The organism is Qipengyuania mesophila (assembly GCF_019711655.1).
In the GTDB taxonomy this organism is placed as follows: domain Bacteria; phylum Pseudomonadota; class Alphaproteobacteria; order Sphingomonadales; family Sphingomonadaceae; genus Qipengyuania; species Qipengyuania mesophila.
The window spans coordinates 1077309-1097376 of record NZ_JAIGNU010000001.1; the positions used below are offsets into that span (position 1 = coordinate 1077309).

18 protein-coding genes and 1 pseudogene are annotated in these 20068 nt (G+C 59.4%); 9 read left to right on the plus strand and 10 right to left on the minus strand.

What is annotated here, in order from left to right; genetic code table 11:
- Positions 1-6: 6 nt before the first annotated feature.
- The 7 genes from K3181_RS05405 to K3181_RS05435 all read right to left on the minus strand — a co-directional run bounded on the left by K3181_RS05405 (position 7) and on the right by K3181_RS05435 (position 6691).
- Positions 7-1098 carry an acyl-CoA dehydrogenase family protein gene (locus K3181_RS05405; RefSeq protein ID WP_141457922.1) on the minus strand — a complete coding sequence of 364 codons (1092 nt, stop codon included), beginning with the start codon at positions 1096-1098 and terminating at the stop codon, positions 7-9.
- Positions 1098-2348: an acyl-CoA dehydrogenase family protein gene (locus tag K3181_RS05410; RefSeq protein ID WP_221601613.1), complete on the minus strand. Its 1251-nt coding sequence runs from the start codon at positions 2346-2348 to the stop codon at positions 1098-1100. The genes K3181_RS05405 and K3181_RS05410 overlap by 1 nt, the downstream gene beginning before the upstream one ends.
- Before the next feature lie 6 nt (positions 2349-2354).
- Positions 2355-2831: a Zn-ribbon domain-containing OB-fold protein gene (locus tag K3181_RS05415; RefSeq protein ID WP_006834185.1), complete on the minus strand. Its 477-nt coding sequence runs from the start codon at positions 2829-2831 to the stop codon at positions 2355-2357.
- The gene (locus K3181_RS05420) at positions 2828-4000 is read right to left on the minus strand and encodes a thiolase C-terminal domain-containing protein (RefSeq protein WP_221601615.1); all 1173 of its coding nucleotides are present in this window, start codon (positions 3998-4000) and stop codon (positions 2828-2830) included. Before K3181_RS05420 ends, K3181_RS05415 begins: the two co-directional genes overlap by 4 nt.
- Positions 3997-4689: a Coq4 family protein gene (locus K3181_RS05425; protein WP_050599564.1), complete on the minus strand. Its 693-nt coding sequence runs from the start codon at positions 4687-4689 to the stop codon at positions 3997-3999. The genes K3181_RS05420 and K3181_RS05425 overlap by 4 nt, the downstream gene beginning before the upstream one ends.
- Before the next feature lie 80 nt (positions 4690-4769).
- The gene (locus tag K3181_RS05430; protein WP_006834188.1) at positions 4770-5912 is read right to left on the minus strand and encodes an NAD(P)H-dependent flavin oxidoreductase; all 1143 of its coding nucleotides are present in this window, start codon (positions 5910-5912) and stop codon (positions 4770-4772) included.
- Between the two features lie 50 nt (positions 5913-5962).
- On the minus strand, positions 5963-6691 hold the full coding sequence (locus tag K3181_RS05435; protein WP_006834189.1) for a FadR/GntR family transcriptional regulator: 729 nt from the start codon (positions 6689-6691) through the stop codon (positions 5963-5965).
- Positions 6692-6892: 201 nt separating this feature from the next.
- Between K3181_RS05435 and K3181_RS05440 the strand changes: the two genes are divergently transcribed.
- The 6 genes and pseudogenes from K3181_RS05440 to K3181_RS05465 all read left to right on the plus strand — a co-directional run.
- Complete coding sequence (locus K3181_RS05440) at positions 6893-8155, plus strand: cytochrome P450 (RefSeq protein WP_006834190.1); 1263 nt, start codon at positions 6893-6895, stop codon at positions 8153-8155.
- A 28-nt stretch (positions 8156-8183) separates the two neighbouring features.
- Positions 8184-8510 (plus strand): 2Fe-2S iron-sulfur cluster-binding protein, encoded by a 327-nt coding sequence (locus tag K3181_RS05445; RefSeq protein ID WP_006834191.1) that lies wholly within the window; start codon positions 8184-8186, stop codon positions 8508-8510.
- A 68-nt stretch (positions 8511-8578) separates the two neighbouring features.
- Positions 8579-9790 (plus strand): acyl-CoA dehydrogenase family protein, encoded by a 1212-nt coding sequence (locus K3181_RS05450; RefSeq protein ID WP_006834192.1) that lies wholly within the window; start codon positions 8579-8581, stop codon positions 9788-9790.
- Positions 9791-9808: 18 nt separating this feature from the next.
- Positions 9809-10879: an acyl-CoA dehydrogenase family protein gene (locus K3181_RS05455; protein WP_050599563.1), complete on the plus strand. Its 1071-nt coding sequence runs from the start codon at positions 9809-9811 to the stop codon at positions 10877-10879.
- A 166-nt stretch (positions 10880-11045) separates the two neighbouring features.
- On the plus strand, positions 11046-13778 hold the full coding sequence (locus tag K3181_RS05460) for a TonB-dependent receptor (protein WP_141457925.1): 2733 nt from the start codon (positions 11046-11048) through the stop codon (positions 13776-13778).
- 311 nt (positions 13779-14089) lie between these two features.
- Positions 14090-14269 (plus strand): annotated as a pseudogene (locus tag K3181_RS05465) (IS3 family transposase); the annotation flags it as partial.
- 156 nt (positions 14270-14425) lie between these two features.
- On the opposite strand, the gene K3181_RS05470 reads toward K3181_RS05465, so the two are convergent.
- The gene (locus tag K3181_RS05470; protein ID WP_006834195.1) at positions 14426-14839 is read right to left on the minus strand and encodes a hotdog fold thioesterase; all 414 of its coding nucleotides are present in this window, start codon (positions 14837-14839) and stop codon (positions 14426-14428) included.
- Positions 14836-15723 (minus strand): alpha/beta fold hydrolase, encoded by an 888-nt coding sequence (locus tag K3181_RS05475; protein WP_011415890.1) that lies wholly within the window; start codon positions 15721-15723, stop codon positions 14836-14838. Before K3181_RS05475 ends, K3181_RS05470 begins: the two co-directional genes overlap by 4 nt.
- A 263-nt stretch (positions 15724-15986) precedes the next feature.
- On the opposite strand from K3181_RS05475, the gene K3181_RS15605 reads away from it, so the two are divergent.
- From K3181_RS15605 to K3181_RS05490, 3 genes are all read left to right on the plus strand, one after another.
- The gene (locus K3181_RS15605) at positions 15987-16172 is read left to right on the plus strand and encodes a MarR family transcriptional regulator (protein ID WP_228135198.1); all 186 of its coding nucleotides are present in this window, start codon (positions 15987-15989) and stop codon (positions 16170-16172) included.
- A 330-nt stretch (positions 16173-16502) separates the two neighbouring features.
- Entirely contained in the window at positions 16503-17069 is a 567-nt protein-coding gene (locus K3181_RS05485; protein ID WP_006834198.1) for a MarR family winged helix-turn-helix transcriptional regulator, read from the plus strand.
- The gene (locus K3181_RS05490; RefSeq protein ID WP_006834199.1) at positions 17066-18652 is read left to right on the plus strand and encodes an ABC1 kinase family protein; all 1587 of its coding nucleotides are present in this window, start codon (positions 17066-17068) and stop codon (positions 18650-18652) included. Before K3181_RS05485 ends, K3181_RS05490 begins: the two co-directional genes overlap by 4 nt.
- A gap of 138 nt (positions 18653-18790) precedes the next feature.
- Here the strand turns inward: K3181_RS05490 and K3181_RS05495 are convergent.
- Positions 18791-19983, minus strand: a protein-coding gene (locus K3181_RS05495) for an IS3 family transposase (protein ID WP_369765956.1) whose coding sequence is annotated in 2 segments (ribosomal slippage) — positions 18791-19734 and positions 19734-19983 — 1194 coding nt in all. Because the reading frame shifts where the segments join, the coding sequence is not laid out codon by codon here.
- Positions 19984-20068: the final 85 nt, after the last annotated feature.

The window sequence follows — 20068 nt, forward strand, 5'->3', positions numbered from 1 at the left end:
ATCGTCTCATGCGACCTGCGTCCACCCCTGCAAGGCCGCTGCTTCGGCCCGGACCGCTTCGGGACCGCCCAGAACCTGGCGGTCGAAACCGATTCGCTTGAACCAGAAATGCAGACCTAGGAGATCGGTAAAACCCATCCCCCCATGCACCTCGGTTGAGGTTCGGGCGACAAAACGGTGGACTTCGCCCGTATGTGATTTGGCATGGCATGCCACCAGCGAAGCCTCGTCGGGCGTCGCATCGAACGCATGGGCGGCATACCAGACCAGCGAACGGCATGGTTCATGGCGGGCAGCCATTTCCGCGCACATATGCTTGACCGCCTGGAAGCTGCCGATCACTCGTCCGAACTGTTCGCGCTGCCCGGCATAGTCGACCGCTTTTTCGATCATAGCCTGGCCCGCACCGAGGCTATCGGCGGCCAGGAGCACCCGGCCGGCGTCCCGCAGGCGCCTGACTGTGGCCCCACCATCGTCCGCGAGAGCCTCGCCCGCTACGCCAGAAAACCGCAGCTCCCCTACGCTCCGGGTGCGGTCGATCGTTTTGAGAGCAACCTTCTCCAGACCCGCAGCATCGCCAGCTACGGAGTGCATACGACCGGCGGTATCGGCTACCAGAAACGCGTCGGCTTCCAGGAAGTCGAGCGCGAACAAAGCCGTTCCGTCGAGCTTTGCGCCGTCGAAGTCCACGCCTGCCCGGTCCCGGATCTCCACCGTTTCCGCGATCGCGACGGCGATTTGCGCCTCGCCCTTCGCTATCCTCGGCAGCCAGTGCGCCTTCAACTCCTCGCTACCGCCCTGTGCCAGCGCAAGGGGTGCCAGTACATGGGCACCGATAAAAGGCACCGGCGCGACGGCATAGCCGAGCTGCTCGGCCACAACGGCGGCATCGAGCATTGTCATCCCGAGCCCGTCATGTTGCTCGGGAACCATCATTCCCCAAATGCCGATTTCGCCCAGCGCCGAACGCACGTTGTCGCTGAAGGGAACCGAGCCCTCCGCGCATTCGCGCACATGATCGAGCGGACAAGTATCAGCAAGAGTGCGGCTGATCGCGTCGCAGAGCATCTCCTGGTCTTGCGAAAGTCCGAAATCCATCAGGCGGCTCCCTTATTCTGCCCGCTTGCAACGGCCGTCGCCTGTTCGGCCGCGGGAGGCGTTGCGAACTTGGGTTCGCGCGGCATTTCCAGCCCGCGTTCGGCGATGATGTTCTTCTGGATCTGGGCGGTGCCTCCACCGATGATCAGACCAAGCTGGAACATGTAGTTCCACTGCCAGGCACCGTCTTCGCGCTCGCGCTCGCTTCCGTGATAGAGTATGCCCATCTCGCCCATTGCGTCGATCGCGAGCGCGGAAATCTGATGGGCGAGCTCACAGCTCTGCAGCTTCACGACAAGTTTCGCCATGCCGCCGGCATCCCCCCTAAGGCTGTTCGACAGGATGCGCATGCCGTTGAATTTCATCGCCGCGACTTCGGCTTGCAATGCAACCAGCCGGTCACGCAGAACGGCGTTGTCCATTGCGCAACCCTGGCCGATGCGTTCTTTTTGCATCAGCCTGACCAGCGCCTGGAGCCGGTTTTCCAGTGCATCGGGGTCGCCCAGCATGCCACGTTCATGGCCCAGTGTGGCATTGGCCACGTACCACCCCTGCCCGCGCTGCCCGACGATCTGATCCAAGGGAACCCGCACGTCGGTAAAGAACGTTTCATTGAACTCGGCATGACCGGTCATGGTCTTGAGTGGTCGGACCTCGATCCCTGGTGTGTCCATCGAGAAGATCAAGTAGGAGATGCTGCCGTGCTTGGGCGCGTCCGGTTCGGTCCGCACAAGGCAAAAGATCATGTCCGCCTGCTTGGCCGTGCTGGTCCAGATCTTCTGTCCGTTGATGACAAAGTCGCCATTTTCGACGCGGGCGCTGGTCTTGAGCGCGGCGAGGTCCGATCCCGCTCCAGGTTCCGAATATCCCTGACACCAGACTATCTCGCCATTAAGGGTCGGCTCGATCCATTGCCGTTTCTGGGCTTCGGTTCCGAGTTCCAGCAGCGTGGGAACGAGCATGGAAATGCCCTGGTTCGCAAGGCCTGCGGGGATGCCAGCGCGCGAAAATTCCTCGGCAATGATCCGCGATTTCAGGATGTCCGGCTCGGCTCCGTATCCGCCGTATTCTTTGGGAATCGTGCGCGCGGTGTAACCATGCAGGATCAACAGCTGTTGCCATTCGACGGCTTCGGGGGAAGGGCGCGCGGCACGGCCTTGGCCATCGGGTGCGCGGTGACCGTGGGTTTGCAGGAACTGGCGCACTTCCTCGCGAAACACGTCATACTGGGGTCCGTAGTCGAGATCCATCTTGGTCTATCCTTCTGCGCGCGCGATCGCGACGGGTCGGAATACTGGCAGGCGAAAATCTTCGGAGATCGGCTCGAAATCCAGCGTGACCGGCAGATCGAGCTCAAGCTCGTCGAGCGCGCAATCGACCAGCCGGGTTGCCATGCGCACTCCCTCCTCCAGTTCCACCACCGCAGCGATGAAGGGAATCTCGCCGGCGAAGGCGGGATGCAGTGCCTGATGGGTCACCGTCCAGGAAAACAGCGTGCCATTGCCGGTGCTACGCTCCCACGACCACTCAGGAGAACCGCATCGGGCGCACATATAGCGCGGCAAATGCCGAAAACTGCCGCATCCTTCGCACTGCTGGAAGTAAAGGTTGCCGTCCTGACACCGGTTCCAGAATTCCTGCTCCACCGGATCCTGCGGGCGCGGCTTTGGCTTGGCTGGTGCGGCCTGCGCCGAGGGGCGCATCTTGGGCGGCAGATCTTTCTCGTCGCTCACGCAAACCTCCTCAAAATCGCTATACTGCCGTCACCCAGATCGCCCCAGCCGGTCACCAGGCCGGTCTGGGCGCCTTCGACCTGCCGCTTCCCACAATCGTGGCGCAACTGACGCACCGCCTCGACGACATGGTTCAGTCCCCAAACATGGGCCTCGCTCAGCAGGCCGCCATGGGTGTTGACGGGATAGCGCCCGCCCAGCTCGATCTGGCCATTCGCGACGAACTCTGCCTGTCCACCTGGTTCGCAATAGCCCAGGGCCTCCAGCTGCAGGAGAACCACGTAGGTGAAGCAGTCGTAGATCTGCAGAAAATCCATGTCTTCGCGATCGACCCCCGCCATTTCGAACGCGCGCGGCGCGGCGTAGCTCAGGCCGATCTTGAAGGGGTCGGGACGCGAAGGGATATCGTCGGCGGGGTAAGGATGCCCTTCAGCCGCACCGGCGATGCTCACGGGAACATGCGGCATGTCCCTGGCGCGGTCCATTCGCGAAACCACGACTGCGCATGCCCCGTCAGTCTCCAGACAGCAATCGTAGAGGCGAAAGGGTTCGGATATCCAGCGCGCGGAATGGTAGGTTTCGGCATCCAGTTCCCGGCCATAAGTGAAGGCCTGCGGATTCATCTGCGCATGGCGACGGCACGCCAGTGCAACGGCCGCCATCGCTTCCGGGCCGATATCGTAAATTCGGGAGTGCCGGGTGGCGAGCCAGGCATACATCTGCACCGGCAGGAACACGCCATACGGAATGTAATAGCCTTGGATCGTATTCGTCAGGGTGTTCATGTTCATCGGCCGCGTCGGCGGTGCGCCAGGCTTGGGCCGCAAGGCGGAATAACCGTTCCACCCGAGCGTCACCAGCACATGGTCGCATAAGCCGCTGGCAATTGCCATCGCGGCGTTCTGGAGTGCCGTGGTAGGGCTCGCCCCGCCCATGTGGACCGTAGAGGCATAGCGCAGAACTTCGATACCGAGGTTAGCCGCCATCTCTTCCGAGGTGGTGTAGATCGGCGGAGGAACCATGCCGTCGATATCCGACGGCTTCAGCCCTGCATCTGCTATGGCTTTGCGCGATGCTTCCAGCATCATGTCGACCGCGGTTTTCTCGGTGCCTTTCACGAAAGCGGTTTCGCCCACTCCGGTGATGGCCGATTTGTCGCTTAAGCTCATGCCTGCCTGACCGCCTGGTAATCGCGTTCGAGCTGTTCGGAAAGAGCGCGCACCCTCTGATAGGTCTCCGGCGGACGCAGTCGCAACCCGCGGCGGACATCCTCCAACGGACGATCAAGATTTTCTTCCCAGTAGAAGGTGGTCAGATCGGCTGCAGCCCGGCCCCGGCGCCACGCTTCAAATGCAGCGCGCGCCACTGGCAACTGGGCAGCTTCCAGTTTCATCTTGGGAATGCCGACGCCCAAGATGAAAGCGATCCCGTGATTATAGAATTGCGCGTTTCCGAAGGACAGCACGCACAATTCGCCCAGTGCGTCCCTGCCGTATCCGGCGACGACATGAAACAGGTCATGCGAATCGCGAAGGCGCCGACGATAGAGGGAAACATCGGGGTCGCCGAGGTCCTCCAGACCTCCGGCCTCGCTGGCTTCCGCCAGACCTTCTGCTGTCAGACCCTCCCCGTAAACAAAATCGAGGTAGGCTCGGCCAAGCGTGCCAGACGCACAGGTCGCAAGGCGTTTGCGATCGCACAAGGTTTCAAGTAGGTCGGCCCGGTCGGAAGCGATACGCCGCCCATCGCTCGACTTCATGAAGCGATTGAAATTCCGATAATAGGAATTGCCCGACAATGCCTTGACGATACGGAACACCTGCGCCGTATCCTCCCTGTCGGCAATCAACTGCCTCATTGCCCCAGCGCTCTGAGAGGCTCTACGGGGCGGCGCAATTCATGACCTTTGGCGTAAGCCATCTTCTTGCCTCCTGCGCTTCACTTGTAGATGCCAGCGGACGCCAACGCCTTCTCGGCTCCATCGACCAGGTCGCGCATCACTTCGGCGGCAGGCCGGATCGAATCGATCAGGCCGATGCCTTGCCCCGCGAAGCCGGGGATGACATCCTTGCGCTCTGCCTTGATCCCGGAGGCCATGACCGGGCCGGAGATCATCGACTGATAGGGCATCGGCAGAGGCTCCTTTCCGGCCTGCACCCAGGCGTCGGCCCATTTGTTACGGATCATGCGCGCCGGTTTGCCGGTAAGCGATCGACTAACGACCGTATCGGCATCGCCGCTTTCGGTGATCGCCTCTTTCTGGAAGCGCTCGATGCCCGCTTCCTCGGTCGCGAGAAATGCCGTGCCGACCCACGCGCCCTCTGCCCCCAGCATCATCGCAGCGGCAACACCCCGGCCATCCGAGATACCGCCGGCCCCAAGGACAGGAACACGATCGCCAACGGCGTCGACCACCTGGGGAATCAAGGAAATAGTCCCGATCGGCGAGTTGTGACCTCCGCCATCGTGCCCTTGCGCGACGATCATGTCGATGCCCGACCCGACGACCTGTTCGGCGTGCTTGACCTTGCCGATCACCGCCATGACCTTGGTGCCATTGGCATGGAGCCGATCCATCCACGGTTCAGGATTGCCAAGGCCGGCAGCATAAACCGGCACCTTTTCCTCGATCACCACTTCCATCTGCGCCTCAAAGAATTCCTTCGAGAACAACTGCGGGCCGCCCTTGCCCATTTCAGGCGCGCCCGCCGCCCGCATGGCGGCGGCAGCATCGACCTCCGGAAGCTCTTCACGATCCATGAAGTCGCGCGCGAACTGCTGATATTCACCCATCAGATCCATGGGATTTTGGGGTGCAGCACCGCTTTGAGGGGCAGAGCCGCGCCTGACCGACGCGGGGAGCAGCGTATCGACACCGAAAGGTTTGTCGGTCAATTCCCGGGTCTGGCGAATCCAGTCACGCAACTGATCGGGCGAACACGCCGCGGCACCCAGGACCCCGAGCCCGCCGGCATTCGAAACCGCAGCCGCCAGCGCCGGAACGCTCGCTCCGCCCATCCCGGCAAGCAGGATCGGGTACCGGATCCCCAGCATTTCGCATATTCGGCTCTTCAACGCCATTCTTCCTCTCCAGCCACTTGCCTAAACGCACACTCAAACTATTGAAAATTCTACAGCTGCCCCCACCGCACCCGCTGCGAGACCAGCTCGGGGCTGCGCTCCGAAAGATAGACGGCAGAGCCGGCCACCAACCGGCTCATTGCTTGACGGGCCGCGGCGCTGTCGCCAGTCCGCACTGCCTCGAGCACCCGCACCAGAAACTTCATCTGCACCGCCCGTTCCTGTGCCGAATATCCCAGCGAATGGGAAAACTCGCGGGTCAACAGATGCATCGCAGAGGTCAGCAAACCGAACAGCGGATTGCCGCTCGCCCAACCCAACAAGTCGTGAAATCTGCGATTAAGTTCCTCGAATTGATCAGAGGCTTCATGATGCCTCAATTCCGCCAGACACCCTGCCAACGCGCTGAGATCAGCGGTAGTTGCACGCTGGGCTGCATACCCTGCGACATCGGGAGCAATTGCTTCGCGCAATTCAAGCAAACCACGCAAATCGGCTTCCATGAAATGCAGAATCAATGACAAACTGCTTGCAAAATCGCCGGTCTGCGGACGGGCTACGACGGGACCTCCACCACGGCCGAGCTGGAGATGGATGACCCCTTGCAATTCCAGGAACCGCAAAGCCTCCCGCAAAGTTGCGCGCGCAACCTCGTAACGCGCGAGCATTTCATCCTCGCGCGGAAGCCTGTCACCCGGGTTATGGCGACCCGCCTCGATGTCCCGCACGATGCTTTGCGCAAGAGAAAGGGCACGCTTGGCCTTCTTCACCGCTGACATCCGCCACTCATCAGCACACCCGCACCTCTCGAATAAAAAGTATAAGGATATTAGCAAACCTTCGTTGGATCGGCACACTATCCGATGGGATTGGTGTCTGCAAGGGACTAAAAGAGTATACGATTTATTGACTGCACGAGATGTCTCCCTTAAGGATGACTGAAGGCCGATCAGGCCTGAGATGTAGAAGGAATAGTTCTTATGGACAGCCAGATCGCCGAGCCGGATGCCGCGGCGAGGATCGCGTCAATTCCGATCGAGGAAATCGACGTGGCCCGGCCAAGCCTGTTTCAGAACGATACCATCGGTCTATTTTTTGACAGGTTGCGCGCCGAAGAACCTGTCCACTACTGCCGCGAGAGCTATGTCGGCCCTTACTGGTCCATTACCAAGTTCGACGACATCATGGCGGTGGACACCAATCATAAGGTCTTCTCTTCGGAAGCGAAGCTAGGCGGAATTGCAATCCAGGACATGCATTCGGTGGAAGGCGCGCTCGAACTTGAAATGTTCATAGCGATGGACCCGCCCAAGCACGATCAGCAGCGCAAGGCGGTGACTCCGGCAGTGGCTCCGTCCAACCTGCAACTGCTCGAGCCGATCATCCGCAAGCGCGCGGGAGAGATTCTCGATGAACTCCCGATTGGCGAAGATTTCGACTGGGTGGATAAGGTTGCGATCGAGTTGACGACGATGACGCTGGCAACCTTGTTTGATTTCCCTTGGGAGGAGCGGCGCAAGCTGACGCGCTGGTCCGATGTAGCAACTGCGGCACCTGAAACCGGGATCGTCGAATCCTACGAGGCGCGGCGCGAAGAACTCATCGGTTGCGCGATGTATTTCAAGACTCTGTGGGACGAACGGATAAACGAGGAGCCGAAGAACGACCTCATCTCGATGATGGCTCATTCTCCCGCCACGCGCGACATGCCGTTCCTCGAGTTTCTCGGCAATCTTATGCTGCTGATCGTCGGTGGAAACGACACAACACGCAATTCCATCAGCGGCGGCGTGCTCGCCTTGAACCAAAGCCCGGACGAGTACGCGAAACTCGACGCGGATCCTTCGCTCATTAGCAAAATGGTTCCGGAAATCATCCGTTGGCAGACCCCCCTCACTCATATGCGCCGCACCGCGCTGGAAGATTGGGAGATCGGCGGCAAACAGATCAAGAAGGGCGACAAGGTGGTGATGTGGTACCTGTCAGGCAACCGCGACGAGAGTGCTATCGAGCGCGCGGACCAGTTCATCATCGACCGCAAAAATCCGCGCCATCACCTCTCATTCGGCTATGGCATTCACCGCTGCATGGGAAACCGGCTCGCGGAACTGCAGCTGCGGATCATCTGGGAAGAAATTCACAAGCGCTTTTCCCGGGTCGAGGTTACGGGTGAACCAGAGCGTCTTTTTTCAAACCTCGTCCGCGGAATCACCAGGCTGCCGGTGCGGCTCCGCGCCCGCTGACTCTCGAGATCGAAATGCGGAGTTCAAGATGATCAAAATTACGTTCGTGGCTAGCGATGGTGAGCGACGGGAGGTCGAAATAGAAGAAGGCGAGACAGCCAGGGAAGCGGCGCTATACAATGACGTGCCGGGTATCGATGGCGATTGCGGAGGGGTATGTGCTTGCGCGACCTGTCATGTGCATGTCGATCCCGAATGGATCGACAAGGTGGGTCGGCTTATGCATGATGGAATGGAGGCCGACCTCTTGCAGTTCGCCGAAGGCACCACTGAATACAGTCGCCTTGCCTGTCAGATTCCGATGAAGCCGATGCTGGATGGATTGGTTCTTCACCTACCCGAACAACAATACTGACGGAGGGATCCTCGTCCCCGTAGCCTACATTCTTATCTGTCTTTCCTTGATTCTTCGAGAAAACACCCATGGCCACACAAATCGAGCCCGCAACCCAGACCGACGAAGACGCCTTCCGCGCGGAAGTGCAGCAGTTTCTGGCGGACAATTTTCCCGCCGAACTCAAGGGCCAGTCGAACGCGCTGGCCGGCGTGGACGGCCCCACCAATGAAACGCCGGCGCAGACCAAGTGGCGCGAAGCCGTGGGCGCGCGCGGCTGGGGCACCCCCACCTGGCCGAAGGAATACGGCGGCGGCGGCCTCACCAAGGCGCAGGCCAAGATCATCGACCAGGAATTCGCCAAGGCGGGTGCCTACAACCCGATCGGCGGCATGGGCGTCATGATGTTCGGCCCGACGCTGCTCGAATACGGCAACGAGGCACAGAAGCAGGAGCATATTCCGCCGATCTGCCGCGGCGAAATCCGCTGGTGCCAGGGCTATTCGGAACCCAATGCCGGCTCTGACCTCGCGAACCTCCAGACCTTTGCCGAGGACAAGGGCGACCACTACCTTGTCAACGGCCAGAAGACCTGGACCAGCGGCGGCCAATGGGCCGACAAGTGCTTTGCAATTGTACGAACCGACAAGAGCGACAAGCACAAGGGCATCAGCTTCATGCTGATCGACATGGACACGCCCGGCGTCGAAGTCCGCCCGATCACCATGATCAGCGGGACCAGCCCGTTCTGCGAAACCTTTTTCACCGACGTGAAGGTCCCGAAGGAAAACCTCGTCGGCGAGGAAGGCCAGGGCTGGACCATCGGCAAGCGCCTTCTGCAGCACGAGCGCACCAACATCTCGGGCGGCGGCAGCCTCGCCCGACTCATGGGCCAGAGCCTTGGCGATATCGCCAAGAAGTACCAGCCGACGGGCGCCGACGGCGAACTCGCCGATGCGGTGCTGCGCGACAAGATCGCTGATTTCGAAATCCGCTGGAACAGCTTCCTGCTCACCGCGCGCCGCGCGATGGAAGAGAGCAAGGCAGCTGGCGGCGTCTCCGAAATCAGCTCTGTGCTCAAGAAGCTCGGCACCAAGCTGAGCCAGGAACGCAGCGAATTGCTGATCGAAATCCGCGGGTTGCAGGGCCTCGGCTGGGAAGGCGACGGCTTTTCGGACGGCGAGCTCGGGGCCGTGCGCGCGTGGCTCTTCGGAAAGGCCACGACGATCTATGGCGGCTCGACCGAAATCCAGAACAACATCATTGCCAAGCGCGTGCTCGGCATGCTCGACCACCAGTAAGAGAGGGGAGCAAGGACAATGGCCGTTCTCAACGAAGAACAGGAAATGCTGCGCGACATGGCGCGCGATTGGGCCGTCAACGAAAGCCCGGTCACCGAATTCCGCAAGGTCCGCGCCAGCGGCGAGCCCGAAGCCTTCAACCGCGACGCCTATGCGACGATGGCGCAGATGGGCTGGGCCGGGGTCATCATCCCCGAAGAGCATGGCGGGTCGGACTTCGGCTTCCTGTCCGCGGGCCTCGTCGTCGAGGAACTCGGCAAGACGCTCACCGCCAGCCCGCTGGTGATGAACACCGTCGCCGCCTCGGCGATCGTTCTTGGCGGCAGCGACGAGCAGAAGGCCAGGTGGCTGCCCAGGCTGGCGAGCGGCGAGGCCATCGCCACCCTCGCCGTCGACGAAGGGCCGAGCCACGATCCTGCGAAGATCGAGACCAGTGTGTCCGACGGCAAGCTGAGCGGCACCAAGGCCTTCGTCCATGAAGCGCATGGTGCGGACCTGTTCGTCGTCGCGGCGAAGGACGGGCTTTACCTGGTCGAGAAAGGCGACGGCGTCGCGCTCACCACCCGCAAGCTGACCGACCAGCGCAGCCATGCCGACGTCACCTTCGACGGCGCGGCGGCGGAGAAGCTCGCCAATGGCGGCGACAGCCTGCTCGATGACGTGCTCGACCGCGCGCGCGTGCTCACCGCAGCCGAAATGCTCGGCATGGCGCAGCAAGTGTTCGACGACACGCTCGACTATCTGAAGCAGCGCGTGCAGTTCAACCAGGTGCTGGCGAGCTTCCAGGCGCTGCAACACCGCATGGCGGACCTCTTCGCCGATCTCGCCCAGATGCGCAGCGCGGTCGAGGCGGGCCTGCAAGCCGTCGATGCCGGCTTCGGCGTGGCGCGCGCGGCGACCATCGCCAAGACGGAAGCCAACCGCGTTATGCACACCATGGCAAACGAGGGCATCCAGCTGCACGGCGGGATCGGCATGACCGATGAGTACGACGTCGGCTTCTATCTCAAGCGCGCCCGCGTGCTGGAGCAGAGCTTCGGTTCGTCGAGCTGGTTAAAGGACCGATTTTCCAAGCTTTCTGGCTACTAGAAACCTGCATGTAGTGACCTGCATGGCATTTTTGCCACATGCTTGTCGACAATGTGAAATAATCCGTCAATTCATCTACCAAGTCTTGAAATGAAACGCGCTTATCGGCATCGTTTCTAACATCGACTAGTGCCTAGGATGGGGCACATTCTTAGAGGAGAGGCACATGAAAAGATTTCCATCACGCCACCATTGCGCCCTTAGTGCATTGGCAGCGGCACTTGCCTTCACACCGACAGCCGCCTTCGCCCAGGATGTTGGCGAACCCGATGCGGATCTGGTTGAAGGGGCCGATGTCGAAGACCAAAACGTAATCATTGTTACCGCGCAAGGGCGATCGCAGGTCTTGGCGGATGTTCCAGTCGCCGTGTCAGCTGTTTCCGGAGAAACCCTCCAGAATTCGGGCGCCAGCGACATACGTGAGCTGAACCAGGTTGCACCGTCCCTGCTGGTGTCTTCCACCGGCAACGAAGCTAACGGTTCCGCGCGTATTCGCGGTATCGGCACGGTCGGCGACAACCCTGGTCTGGAAAGTTCGGTCGCGGTTTTTGTCGATGGAGTCTATCGCTCTCGTTCGGGAAGCGCCCTGAGTGAGCTCGGCCCTATCGACAGGGTCGAAATCCTTCGCGGTCCCCAAGGTACTCTGGGCGGGCGGAACTCATCGGCAGGCCTGATCAATATCTACACCGCACCGCCCGAGTTCGATTTCAGCGCATACGGGGCCTTCACTTATGGCAACTATGATGCGATCCGCGTCGAAGGTGGCATAAACGCTCCGCTTGGCGACACCGTAGCTGCGCGTGTGGACGGCGTTTACTTTGAGCGCGACGGCTTCTACAACGATATTACCAACGGCGGGACGATCAACAATCGCGATCGTTATCTGGTCCGCGGTCAGCTCCTGTTCGAACCCAATGACGACCTGTCCATTCGCCTTGTCGGGGATTATTCCAAAAAGGACGAAGCGTGCTGTGCCGCGACGTTCGTCCAGCCCGAGTTTGCTCCGCTTGCACGGATCAGCGCTGGATTTGATCCCTTTACGAGGCCATCGGATGGGGCCGCCCTGACGAGTACCGCAAATCCGATCGTTCCCGTGTTGCTTGCGCTTGGGCAGGATCCGCGTGCCCTCACCCAAGACACATTCAACCGCGACCTGTACCCTACGCCGGGCAGAAGCTATGAAGGCGAAACCGAAGACTACGGTATTTCCGCTGAGATCAATTGGGATTTCGGGAACGTCACGTTGACGTCTATCACGGGCTACCGTGAATATGCCAACAGCCAGGGATCTGACACCGATTACACTACTGTCGATATTCTCTACCGCGCTCCGACCGAGAATGCTCTTGCTCGAGACTTTGAAACATTCACTCAGGAACTGCGCCTTACCGGTGAGGCCTTCGATGGCAAACTCGATTGGTTGATCGGCGCGTATTACGCCAATGAAGAACTGCAGGTGCGTGACAATCTGCGGTTCGGCACCCAGTACGGCAATTTCGTAGCGTGCCGCATCGCTATCGCGATCAACCCGGCTTTGGTCAATCCGGGGGCTTCCAATTGCCTGGGTGCCAACGTGGCGGCATTGGACGGTACGCTGACCGGAAGCCCGGCATTCGGCGCTGCAACCCCGGCGATCCTCGCAGGTATCAACAACCTTGCAAGCATCAGCGATTTGGGAACGGTCAGCGAGGTCTACAATCAGACGAGTGAGAACTTCGCGTTCTTCACGCATAATATCTTTGCGATCACGGATACGCTCGATTTGACGCTGGGGCTTCGTTATACAAACGAAACCAAGGACTTCGACGCAACTTTCCGCAACGACAACACGGTTTGTCCGACAAACCGCAATCTGCTCGGAGGCTTTCTGGGTGTTCCGACTTTGGCACCTCTGGCCGGTGGTATCATCAGCCTTTCCTGCCAAGGCAATTCGACATCGGAGCTCGATGGAGTTTCTCTCGAAGACTCGCGCGAAGAGGAGGAGTTTACCGGCACGGCTATCCTGAGCTGGAAGCCAACTCCCGATCTGCTAGTCTACGGTTCGTATTCACGCGGCTACAAGGCGGGCGGTTTCAACCTCGACAGGTCTGCACTGTCAAATCCGCTTGCGTTCGATCCGGCCAATATCTCGGCAGCCGCGCTGCAGTTCGATGAAGAAACAGTCGATGCATATGAGATCGGCCTCAAATACTCGACACGCGAGTTCGGGGTTAGCATTGCAGGCTTCCGGCAAGAGTTCAGTAACTTCCAGTTGAACACGTTCAATGGGGCGTTCTACATTGTGCAGACGGTCAATAGTTGCGATAGCGATCTCGGCGGGGCCGACAGAGACGCAAGCGCGACAACCGGTGCATGCTCTTCCGATGAAGTTGCACCAGGTGTGATCGCTCAAGGTGTCGAGATCGAAACCTATCTACGGCCCGCTCGTGATTTGGATATTACCCTTGGCGTCACCTATTCTGATACGAGCTTTGAAGACAATCTTATCGGGGACGATACCGGGGCACCGCTCGACCCCGCACTACGCTTGCTGCCAGGCGACAACCTGTCGAATGCACCAGAGATCGTGGCAACATCGTCGCTTACGTGGACGCCGCCAATCGGCGACAGTGGGCTCGAAGGCCTGGTCTTCGTGAACGCTCGTATGGCTGGTGATTACAACACCGGCTCCGACCTGCTCTTCGGCAAGGAACAGGACAGCTTCGTCGTAGTGAACGGGCGTGTGGGTCTGACCAATATTGCGGATCGCTTCGCGATCGAGGGATGGGTCAATAATTTGTTTGACGTTGGGTATACGCAGGTGGCCTTCAACACGCCTTTCGTGGCTCCGCAACAAACGTTCTCCGCTTTTCTTGCGGAACCGCGGACTTACGGCATCACCGTGCGCGGCAAGTTTTAAACTTACTCGCTAATTGCAAGAGGGTTCGGCGCTTCGCTGTGTCGAGCCCTCTTTTTCGAACTTTTATTTGCTCACGACTAGGTGGCGTCCGAACAAAAGTTCCGTGTGCTCAATATCGTCGATGATGTGATAGGGAGAGGCCGGCAGCGGTGTTCGCTGCATGAATCCCTCTTCGCTGGGCTACCAGCCGCCGGCCCCACAAACAATCTTGCCTCGTCCTGCCATGCTGCCTTACGCTGCGCTCCAGGCCGCCCAGCAGGGCGACCCCAACCGCCGGAACTCTAACTTAACCGGTGGACCACCCTGATGGGGCAGGTCAGGTGGAAGACTACAACCGAGAGAGACCGCCCTCATCCCTTGGCTACGCGACATCGGCGGCGTTCGCCGCCGAACTAGATAAGCAATGGCCTGCTTCGCCACGCCCTACGGGCTCCGCTGCGCAGCCCATTGCTTCAACCGCGCTCATACGCATCAACGCAGCTCGGCTCTAATCCCGGCTGGGGGGAAGATCAGGGGGTCACGTCACTCATTGGAAGGCGGCTATCGCGACGCAATTCGCTCTGAAAGTCGTGGGACTATTTTGCAGGTCTTCGAGGAACAGACCTGCTAATTTTCGCCCTGCAGTTAGTTCCATTAGGATAACGCTGTTAGCATACGTAGGCACCGCGGCCGCTAGCCAAAAGGTTGCCAGTAGGACCGTATACACGTGTTTCAGCGACCGAGATATTTTTACCGATCTTGATTATTTTGCCCGATGCTACGAGTGGTCCCGAGGTTGCCGGGCGGTGGTAGTCGACCCTCAGATCGGCGGTCGCCTTGGCCCCTGTACCTTGCGACAATAAGGTGTAGAGCCCGGTTAAATCGATCAGAGAGGCGAGCACGCCGCCATGCGCTGAACCGATTGCCGGGTTTGACACGATCTCGTCGCGCCAAGGCATCTCCAGTTCAAGCTGCTCGTTCGAGCATGACCGTAAAGTGAGGCCAAGCCACCGGTGAAACGGGGCAATCTGCAGGATCTCTTCGAGGCGCTTAGGATCGATCCTTGTCAGATTATCGGTCATGTAACGGCTCCCTGCGGACTGTGATTACGCTTGAGAAAATCGAGTATCGCTGCCGAAAAGGCATCGTTGGCATCGCCAACCACCATATGTGTTGCCTCTGCGATGTCGGTGTATTCAGCGTGTGGAACAAGTTCGAGCAATTGCGCGACCGCGTCTTCGGAAACCAGATCGCTCGATCCGCCGCGAATAATATGCAATGGCAGCGAAAGCCTGCTGGCTGCATCGTTCAGCGCATCAAACTGGCGTTCCTGATGAGCCGGATCGCTTCGCTTGGCTAGTGTGATGTTGCGGATAAAGGCCGGATCCCAATGCCAGTAGTAGCGGCCGTCTTCCTTCTCTCGCAGATAGCGCCGTAAGCCCTTGCCGGCTCCGCGCTTGCGGCGATGTGGCATGTAGCGCGCGATGACCTCTGCCGCTTCGTCCGGTGAAGAGAAACCGGTCTCCACGTGCTCCTCCATAAAGCCGACTACGCGCATAACGCCCCCCGTCTCCATACGCGGCGCGATGTCGACGAGAGTGAGCGACGCGAAGCGGCCCGGCGCAAGGTGTCCTTCGGCGATCAGTCCGGCCAACCCGCCAAGGGAGGCCCCGACGAGCGCTGGCTTGCGGTCCATTTTTGAAGCGATCGCAACGAGATCTGAAGCGAAGTCGCGCGTTTCGTAAGCGCCCTCGGCAGACCATTCGCTGTCGCCATGACCGCGCATATCAATTGCGATCGGACGAAATCCCGCATTGGCGAGATCGGCTGTGACACGTTTCCATGCGTGACGGGTCTGGCCGCCCCCATGCGCGAGCAAGACCGGTAAAGCATCGGCATTTCCGGTCGCTTCGGCTGCTATGGAGATGCCACCATCTCCCCCGATATGGAAAGTTTGCGACTGCATACCGCAACCTCATATTGTAAATCGATTTACAGTAAACGGCTTTATTTCCTGATCCGCTATGGTAGGTTGCCCTAGATGGCTGCCATGACGGGCTATGACGCGGATACAAAGGGGGGCAAGTTCCCTCACCGATACCGATCGGCTGTTCTTTCTTATGGAGGAAGTGACCCGGCGTTTGCGCAGGACCGCCGATTCTTCGGTTGAACAATTCGGGCTCACGCGGACGCAATGGAGTATATTGGCTTATCTTTCGGAGCCCAGGCATGACCCAGACAGAGCTGGCTCGGGAACTGAAGCTAGAGCGCGCTAGCATCGGCCAGACTATTGATCGCCTGGAAGAACTTGAGCTGGTGGAAAGACGCAGGCGCGAAGAACGACAGGCGCGTTTGGCGGGTTCATTTACGCCCTGCCGCAATCGAGCTACTTCCCAAGATGCGAGTAGAAGCTGATGCAATGTATGCTCGCTTGCTCGGGGGGATCCGTTTTGGGGAACTGGAGCGCTTACGCGGATCGCTGGCTAGGATGCATGACAATCTGGGCAGCGAGCCATAATCACTCGAAATCGAGCCCATGCCCCGCGTTCACGCCCGCGTTTGCCCTTCAGGGGGTCTGATGCTCAGATGAGGGACGCCGAGCGCATGCGATCATAACATCCCGGCAGTCGTGGCAGGCGAGGTGGCCGGAGCCCCCGCACTCACCCAGCGCCGTTCGGTTCCTTATCAGCTTGAGCGACCATCGGATTCAGTTTCTGCTGTAGCGTGAAATCAGCGAGTGTTTGCATGGCGGCACTGCTAGCGAATATGGTTGACGCTGAGCTTGAACACGCCAGGCATGCGCGAGCCTTCCAAGATAGCGCTATGGATAAGCATATGCCGAAAGATGAGATACGTGATTACGCCCCCAACGAAAAGGATGACATCCTTTATTTGCTAGAAGAGGTGAACAGGACCGCTCGGCGGACCTTCGACGCTCTGATCGTGGGGCTCGACCTCAATCAAACACAATGGCGGATCATCGCGTCCTTGTTGCGAGAACCTACGCTAACACAGACCGAGATTTCTCGCCTGCTCGAGCTTGAATCGGCGACGATAGGACAGGCTGTCGCAGTTTTGGTTGAAAAAGGTTTGATCGAGCGAGAGCGGGCGGCGCACGATCGAAGGGTTTGGAACCTCCACCTCACCGAGCAAGTAAGAACCATCTGGCCGGAACTGCGCGAAGCGGCTGATCGACTCCACGAAATTCTCTGGAAGGGAATGTCTGCGCCTCAAATCGACCTCCTGCGTACGATGCTTCGAAAAGTTGCGGAGAATCAGAAGCAGGCTGACACTTGCGAAGAAAGCCGATGAAGCATGATCTGGAAAACAGTGTCGGTGAACTGACGCGGCTAGCAGAACTCGGTCAGATTTTCGCCCGGCACGGTCTGAAAAATCTCGGAAGCTTGCTTGGCTTTATGCCGGTTTCGGAGAATGAGCCAGATACCGAGGACTTGCGTCCTGCATCGGTGGTGGCGCTGTTGCGCGATGTCGGCCCTGTCGGAATAAAGCTTGGCCAGCTCCTGGCGACCAGAAGCGATCTGTTTACACAACCCTGGATTTCCGCGTTCGGCACTCTCCACGACCAGGTGGAACCGCTGCCGTTCGATAAGATCGAACCGGTGATTGTATCGGCTTGGGGCAGCGACTGGGAACGTGAATTCGCCGCTTTCGAGAGAAACCCGATCGCCTCAGCCTCTATCGCGCAGACTTATGTCGCAACCCTGCTGGACGGAAGCGAGACTATCGTGAAAATCCGCCGACCCGGCATGGCGTCCAGGATCGAGGCGGACATGAGGCTGTTGACACGGCTCGCGGGCCTCGCCGAGCGTCGGTCAAGCGACATTGCTCGCTATCGACCCGTGGAATTCCTTCAGACATTCGCCAAGAATTTAGCGCGGGAGATGGACCTGGCGGCAGAAGCACGTGCCTGTGAAAGGATTGGCGGTTATCTGGAGATGCTTGGGGTGAAGACGCCCGCGATCCACTGGGAACTCACAGGCTTGACGATCAATGTGCAGGAAGCCCTGGGCGGAAAGCCCGCGTCGCGGCACCCGGCAACTGATCCGGCAGGGAATGCCCAGTTCGCGAAGCGCTATGCCGATGCAGTGCTACGGATGATCCTTCTCAATGGAGAGTTTCATGGCGACCCGCATCCCGGCAACGTCTTCTGGATGGAAGGGAACCAGGTAGGCTTCATCGATTTCGGCTCGGTCGGCTTTCTCAGCGGCGCGCGGCGTCAGGAAATCGTCCGACTGATTTTCGCTATCGCGAACGGACAGATAGACAAGGTGGCCGATCTGCTGCTCGACTGGGCAGGCAATCCACTCGTGGATCGCGCGCAATTGGTGATGGACCTGGATGAGCTGATCGCGGAATTTAGCGGCACAGCTCTTGCCGGGATAGAATTCGCGGCAATTTTCGATCGGGTTTTCGGATTGTTGCGCGATTATCGCCTCGTATTGCCGCCCGACCTCGCTATTTTGCTGCGCACCCTGCTGACCGCAGAGGGCTTCGTTCGCTCTTTGGCGCCGGACTACAATATCGCCGAAGAAACGAAGCCGATCGTGATGCAATTGTTTGCCGAGCGATTTTCGATCGGAGCCGCGCGGGATCATTTGGCCAAGGTCCGCAGTGGCCTGCTTGATTTCTCGGCATCGCTGCCCGAGCTAATCGATAACGTTGCCTCGGTCGCTCGATCAGGTACGATTCAGGTATCCATCGACCCAGCCAGTCTGAACCATCTGACGCGGGAAGAGGACCGCAGCACCCCCGTCAAGGGTCCGGTGGTGGCAGCGTTGATCATCTCTGCCGCATTGCTGGCCGACCAATCGTTGTTACTGGCAGGAATTGTTCTGGCTTTCGCGGGAATAGCACTCATTCCTAGATGGAACTGATAAGACCACACACAATGAACGCTTAGACCACGGCCGCCCGGCACCGATATTGGCTACATCAAGGGAGAAGAGTGGAAATGACCGAACAGAAACCTGCCGAAGCGGTGCCTGCCGCCACCATGCTGCTGACCTGCCCCATCAGGGTGGTCCACCGGTTAAGTTAGAGTTCCGGCGGTTGGGGTCGCCCTGCTGGGCGGCCTGGAGCGCAGCGTAAGGCAGCATGGCAGGACGAGGCAAGATCGTTTGTGGGGCCGGCGGCTGGTAGCCCAGCGAAGAGTGTGGCCGGACGGTGTTGTAGTGGATACGCCAGCGCTCGATCAGGATGATTGCCTCCTTCAGAGTGTAGAAGATCTCCCCGTTGAGAAGCTCATCCCTGAGCTTGCCGTTGAAGGATTCGTTGTAGCCATTCTCCCATGGTGATCCGGGTTCGATGTAGAGAGTCTTCACACCAATCCGCCAGAGCCAGTCGCGCACGGCATGAGAAGTGAACTCAGCGCCATTATCGCTACGGATGTGATCAGGCGGACCATGGCGTTGGAACAGCTCGGTCAGCACGGCCAGGACATCATCGCTCTTGAGCTTGCGCTGGACATGGATCGCCAGGCACTGGCGGCTGTACTCGTCGATCACGGTAAGCATGCGGAAGGCCTTGCCGTCATGGGTGCGATCCATGACGAAGTCGTAGCTCCACACATGGCCACTATATTGCGGACGCAGCCTCACGCATGATCCATCGTTGAACCACAGACGCCCGCGCTTTGGCTGTCTCTGCGGAACCTTGAGCCCTTCACGGCGCCAGATCCGCTCGACCCGCTTGGCGTTCACCAACCAACTTTCATTGCGCAGCAGCGCCGTGATCCGGCGATAGCCGTAGCGACCATATTGCTGGGCCAGCCGGATGATTGCAGCTGTCAGCGGCTTCTCGTCGGCTGGTGGTGCGGGCAGCTTGCGCTGGGTCGAGCGGTGCTGGGCAACGACCCGGCAGGCACGGCGCTGGCAGATATCCAATGCCTCCTGCACATGGTCGATGGCCAGCCGACGCCGTGAAGGGCTCAGTACTTTCCCTCGACAACCTCCTTCAGGATCAGCGCATCGAGCGTAAGATCAGACACCGCCTTCCTGAGCCGCTGGTTCTCCTTCTTGAGATCCTTCAATCGCCGAGCCTGGCTGACCTTCAGCCCACCGTACTCGCGTCGCCAGCGATAGTAACTCTGCTCCGAAATCCCCAGCGATCGGCTGATCTCCCCGATCTTCTCTCCGTGCGAGAGCCGAACTTCGGCCTCACGCAGTATCCCGATAATCTGTTCCGGCGTGTATCTCTTCCGTGCCATTCATCAGCCCCTTTCAAGCCGTAAATAGCCGAAATCCTAACTCTCAAAACGGACCACTTTTCGGGGGGAAGGTCACCTCTGGCCG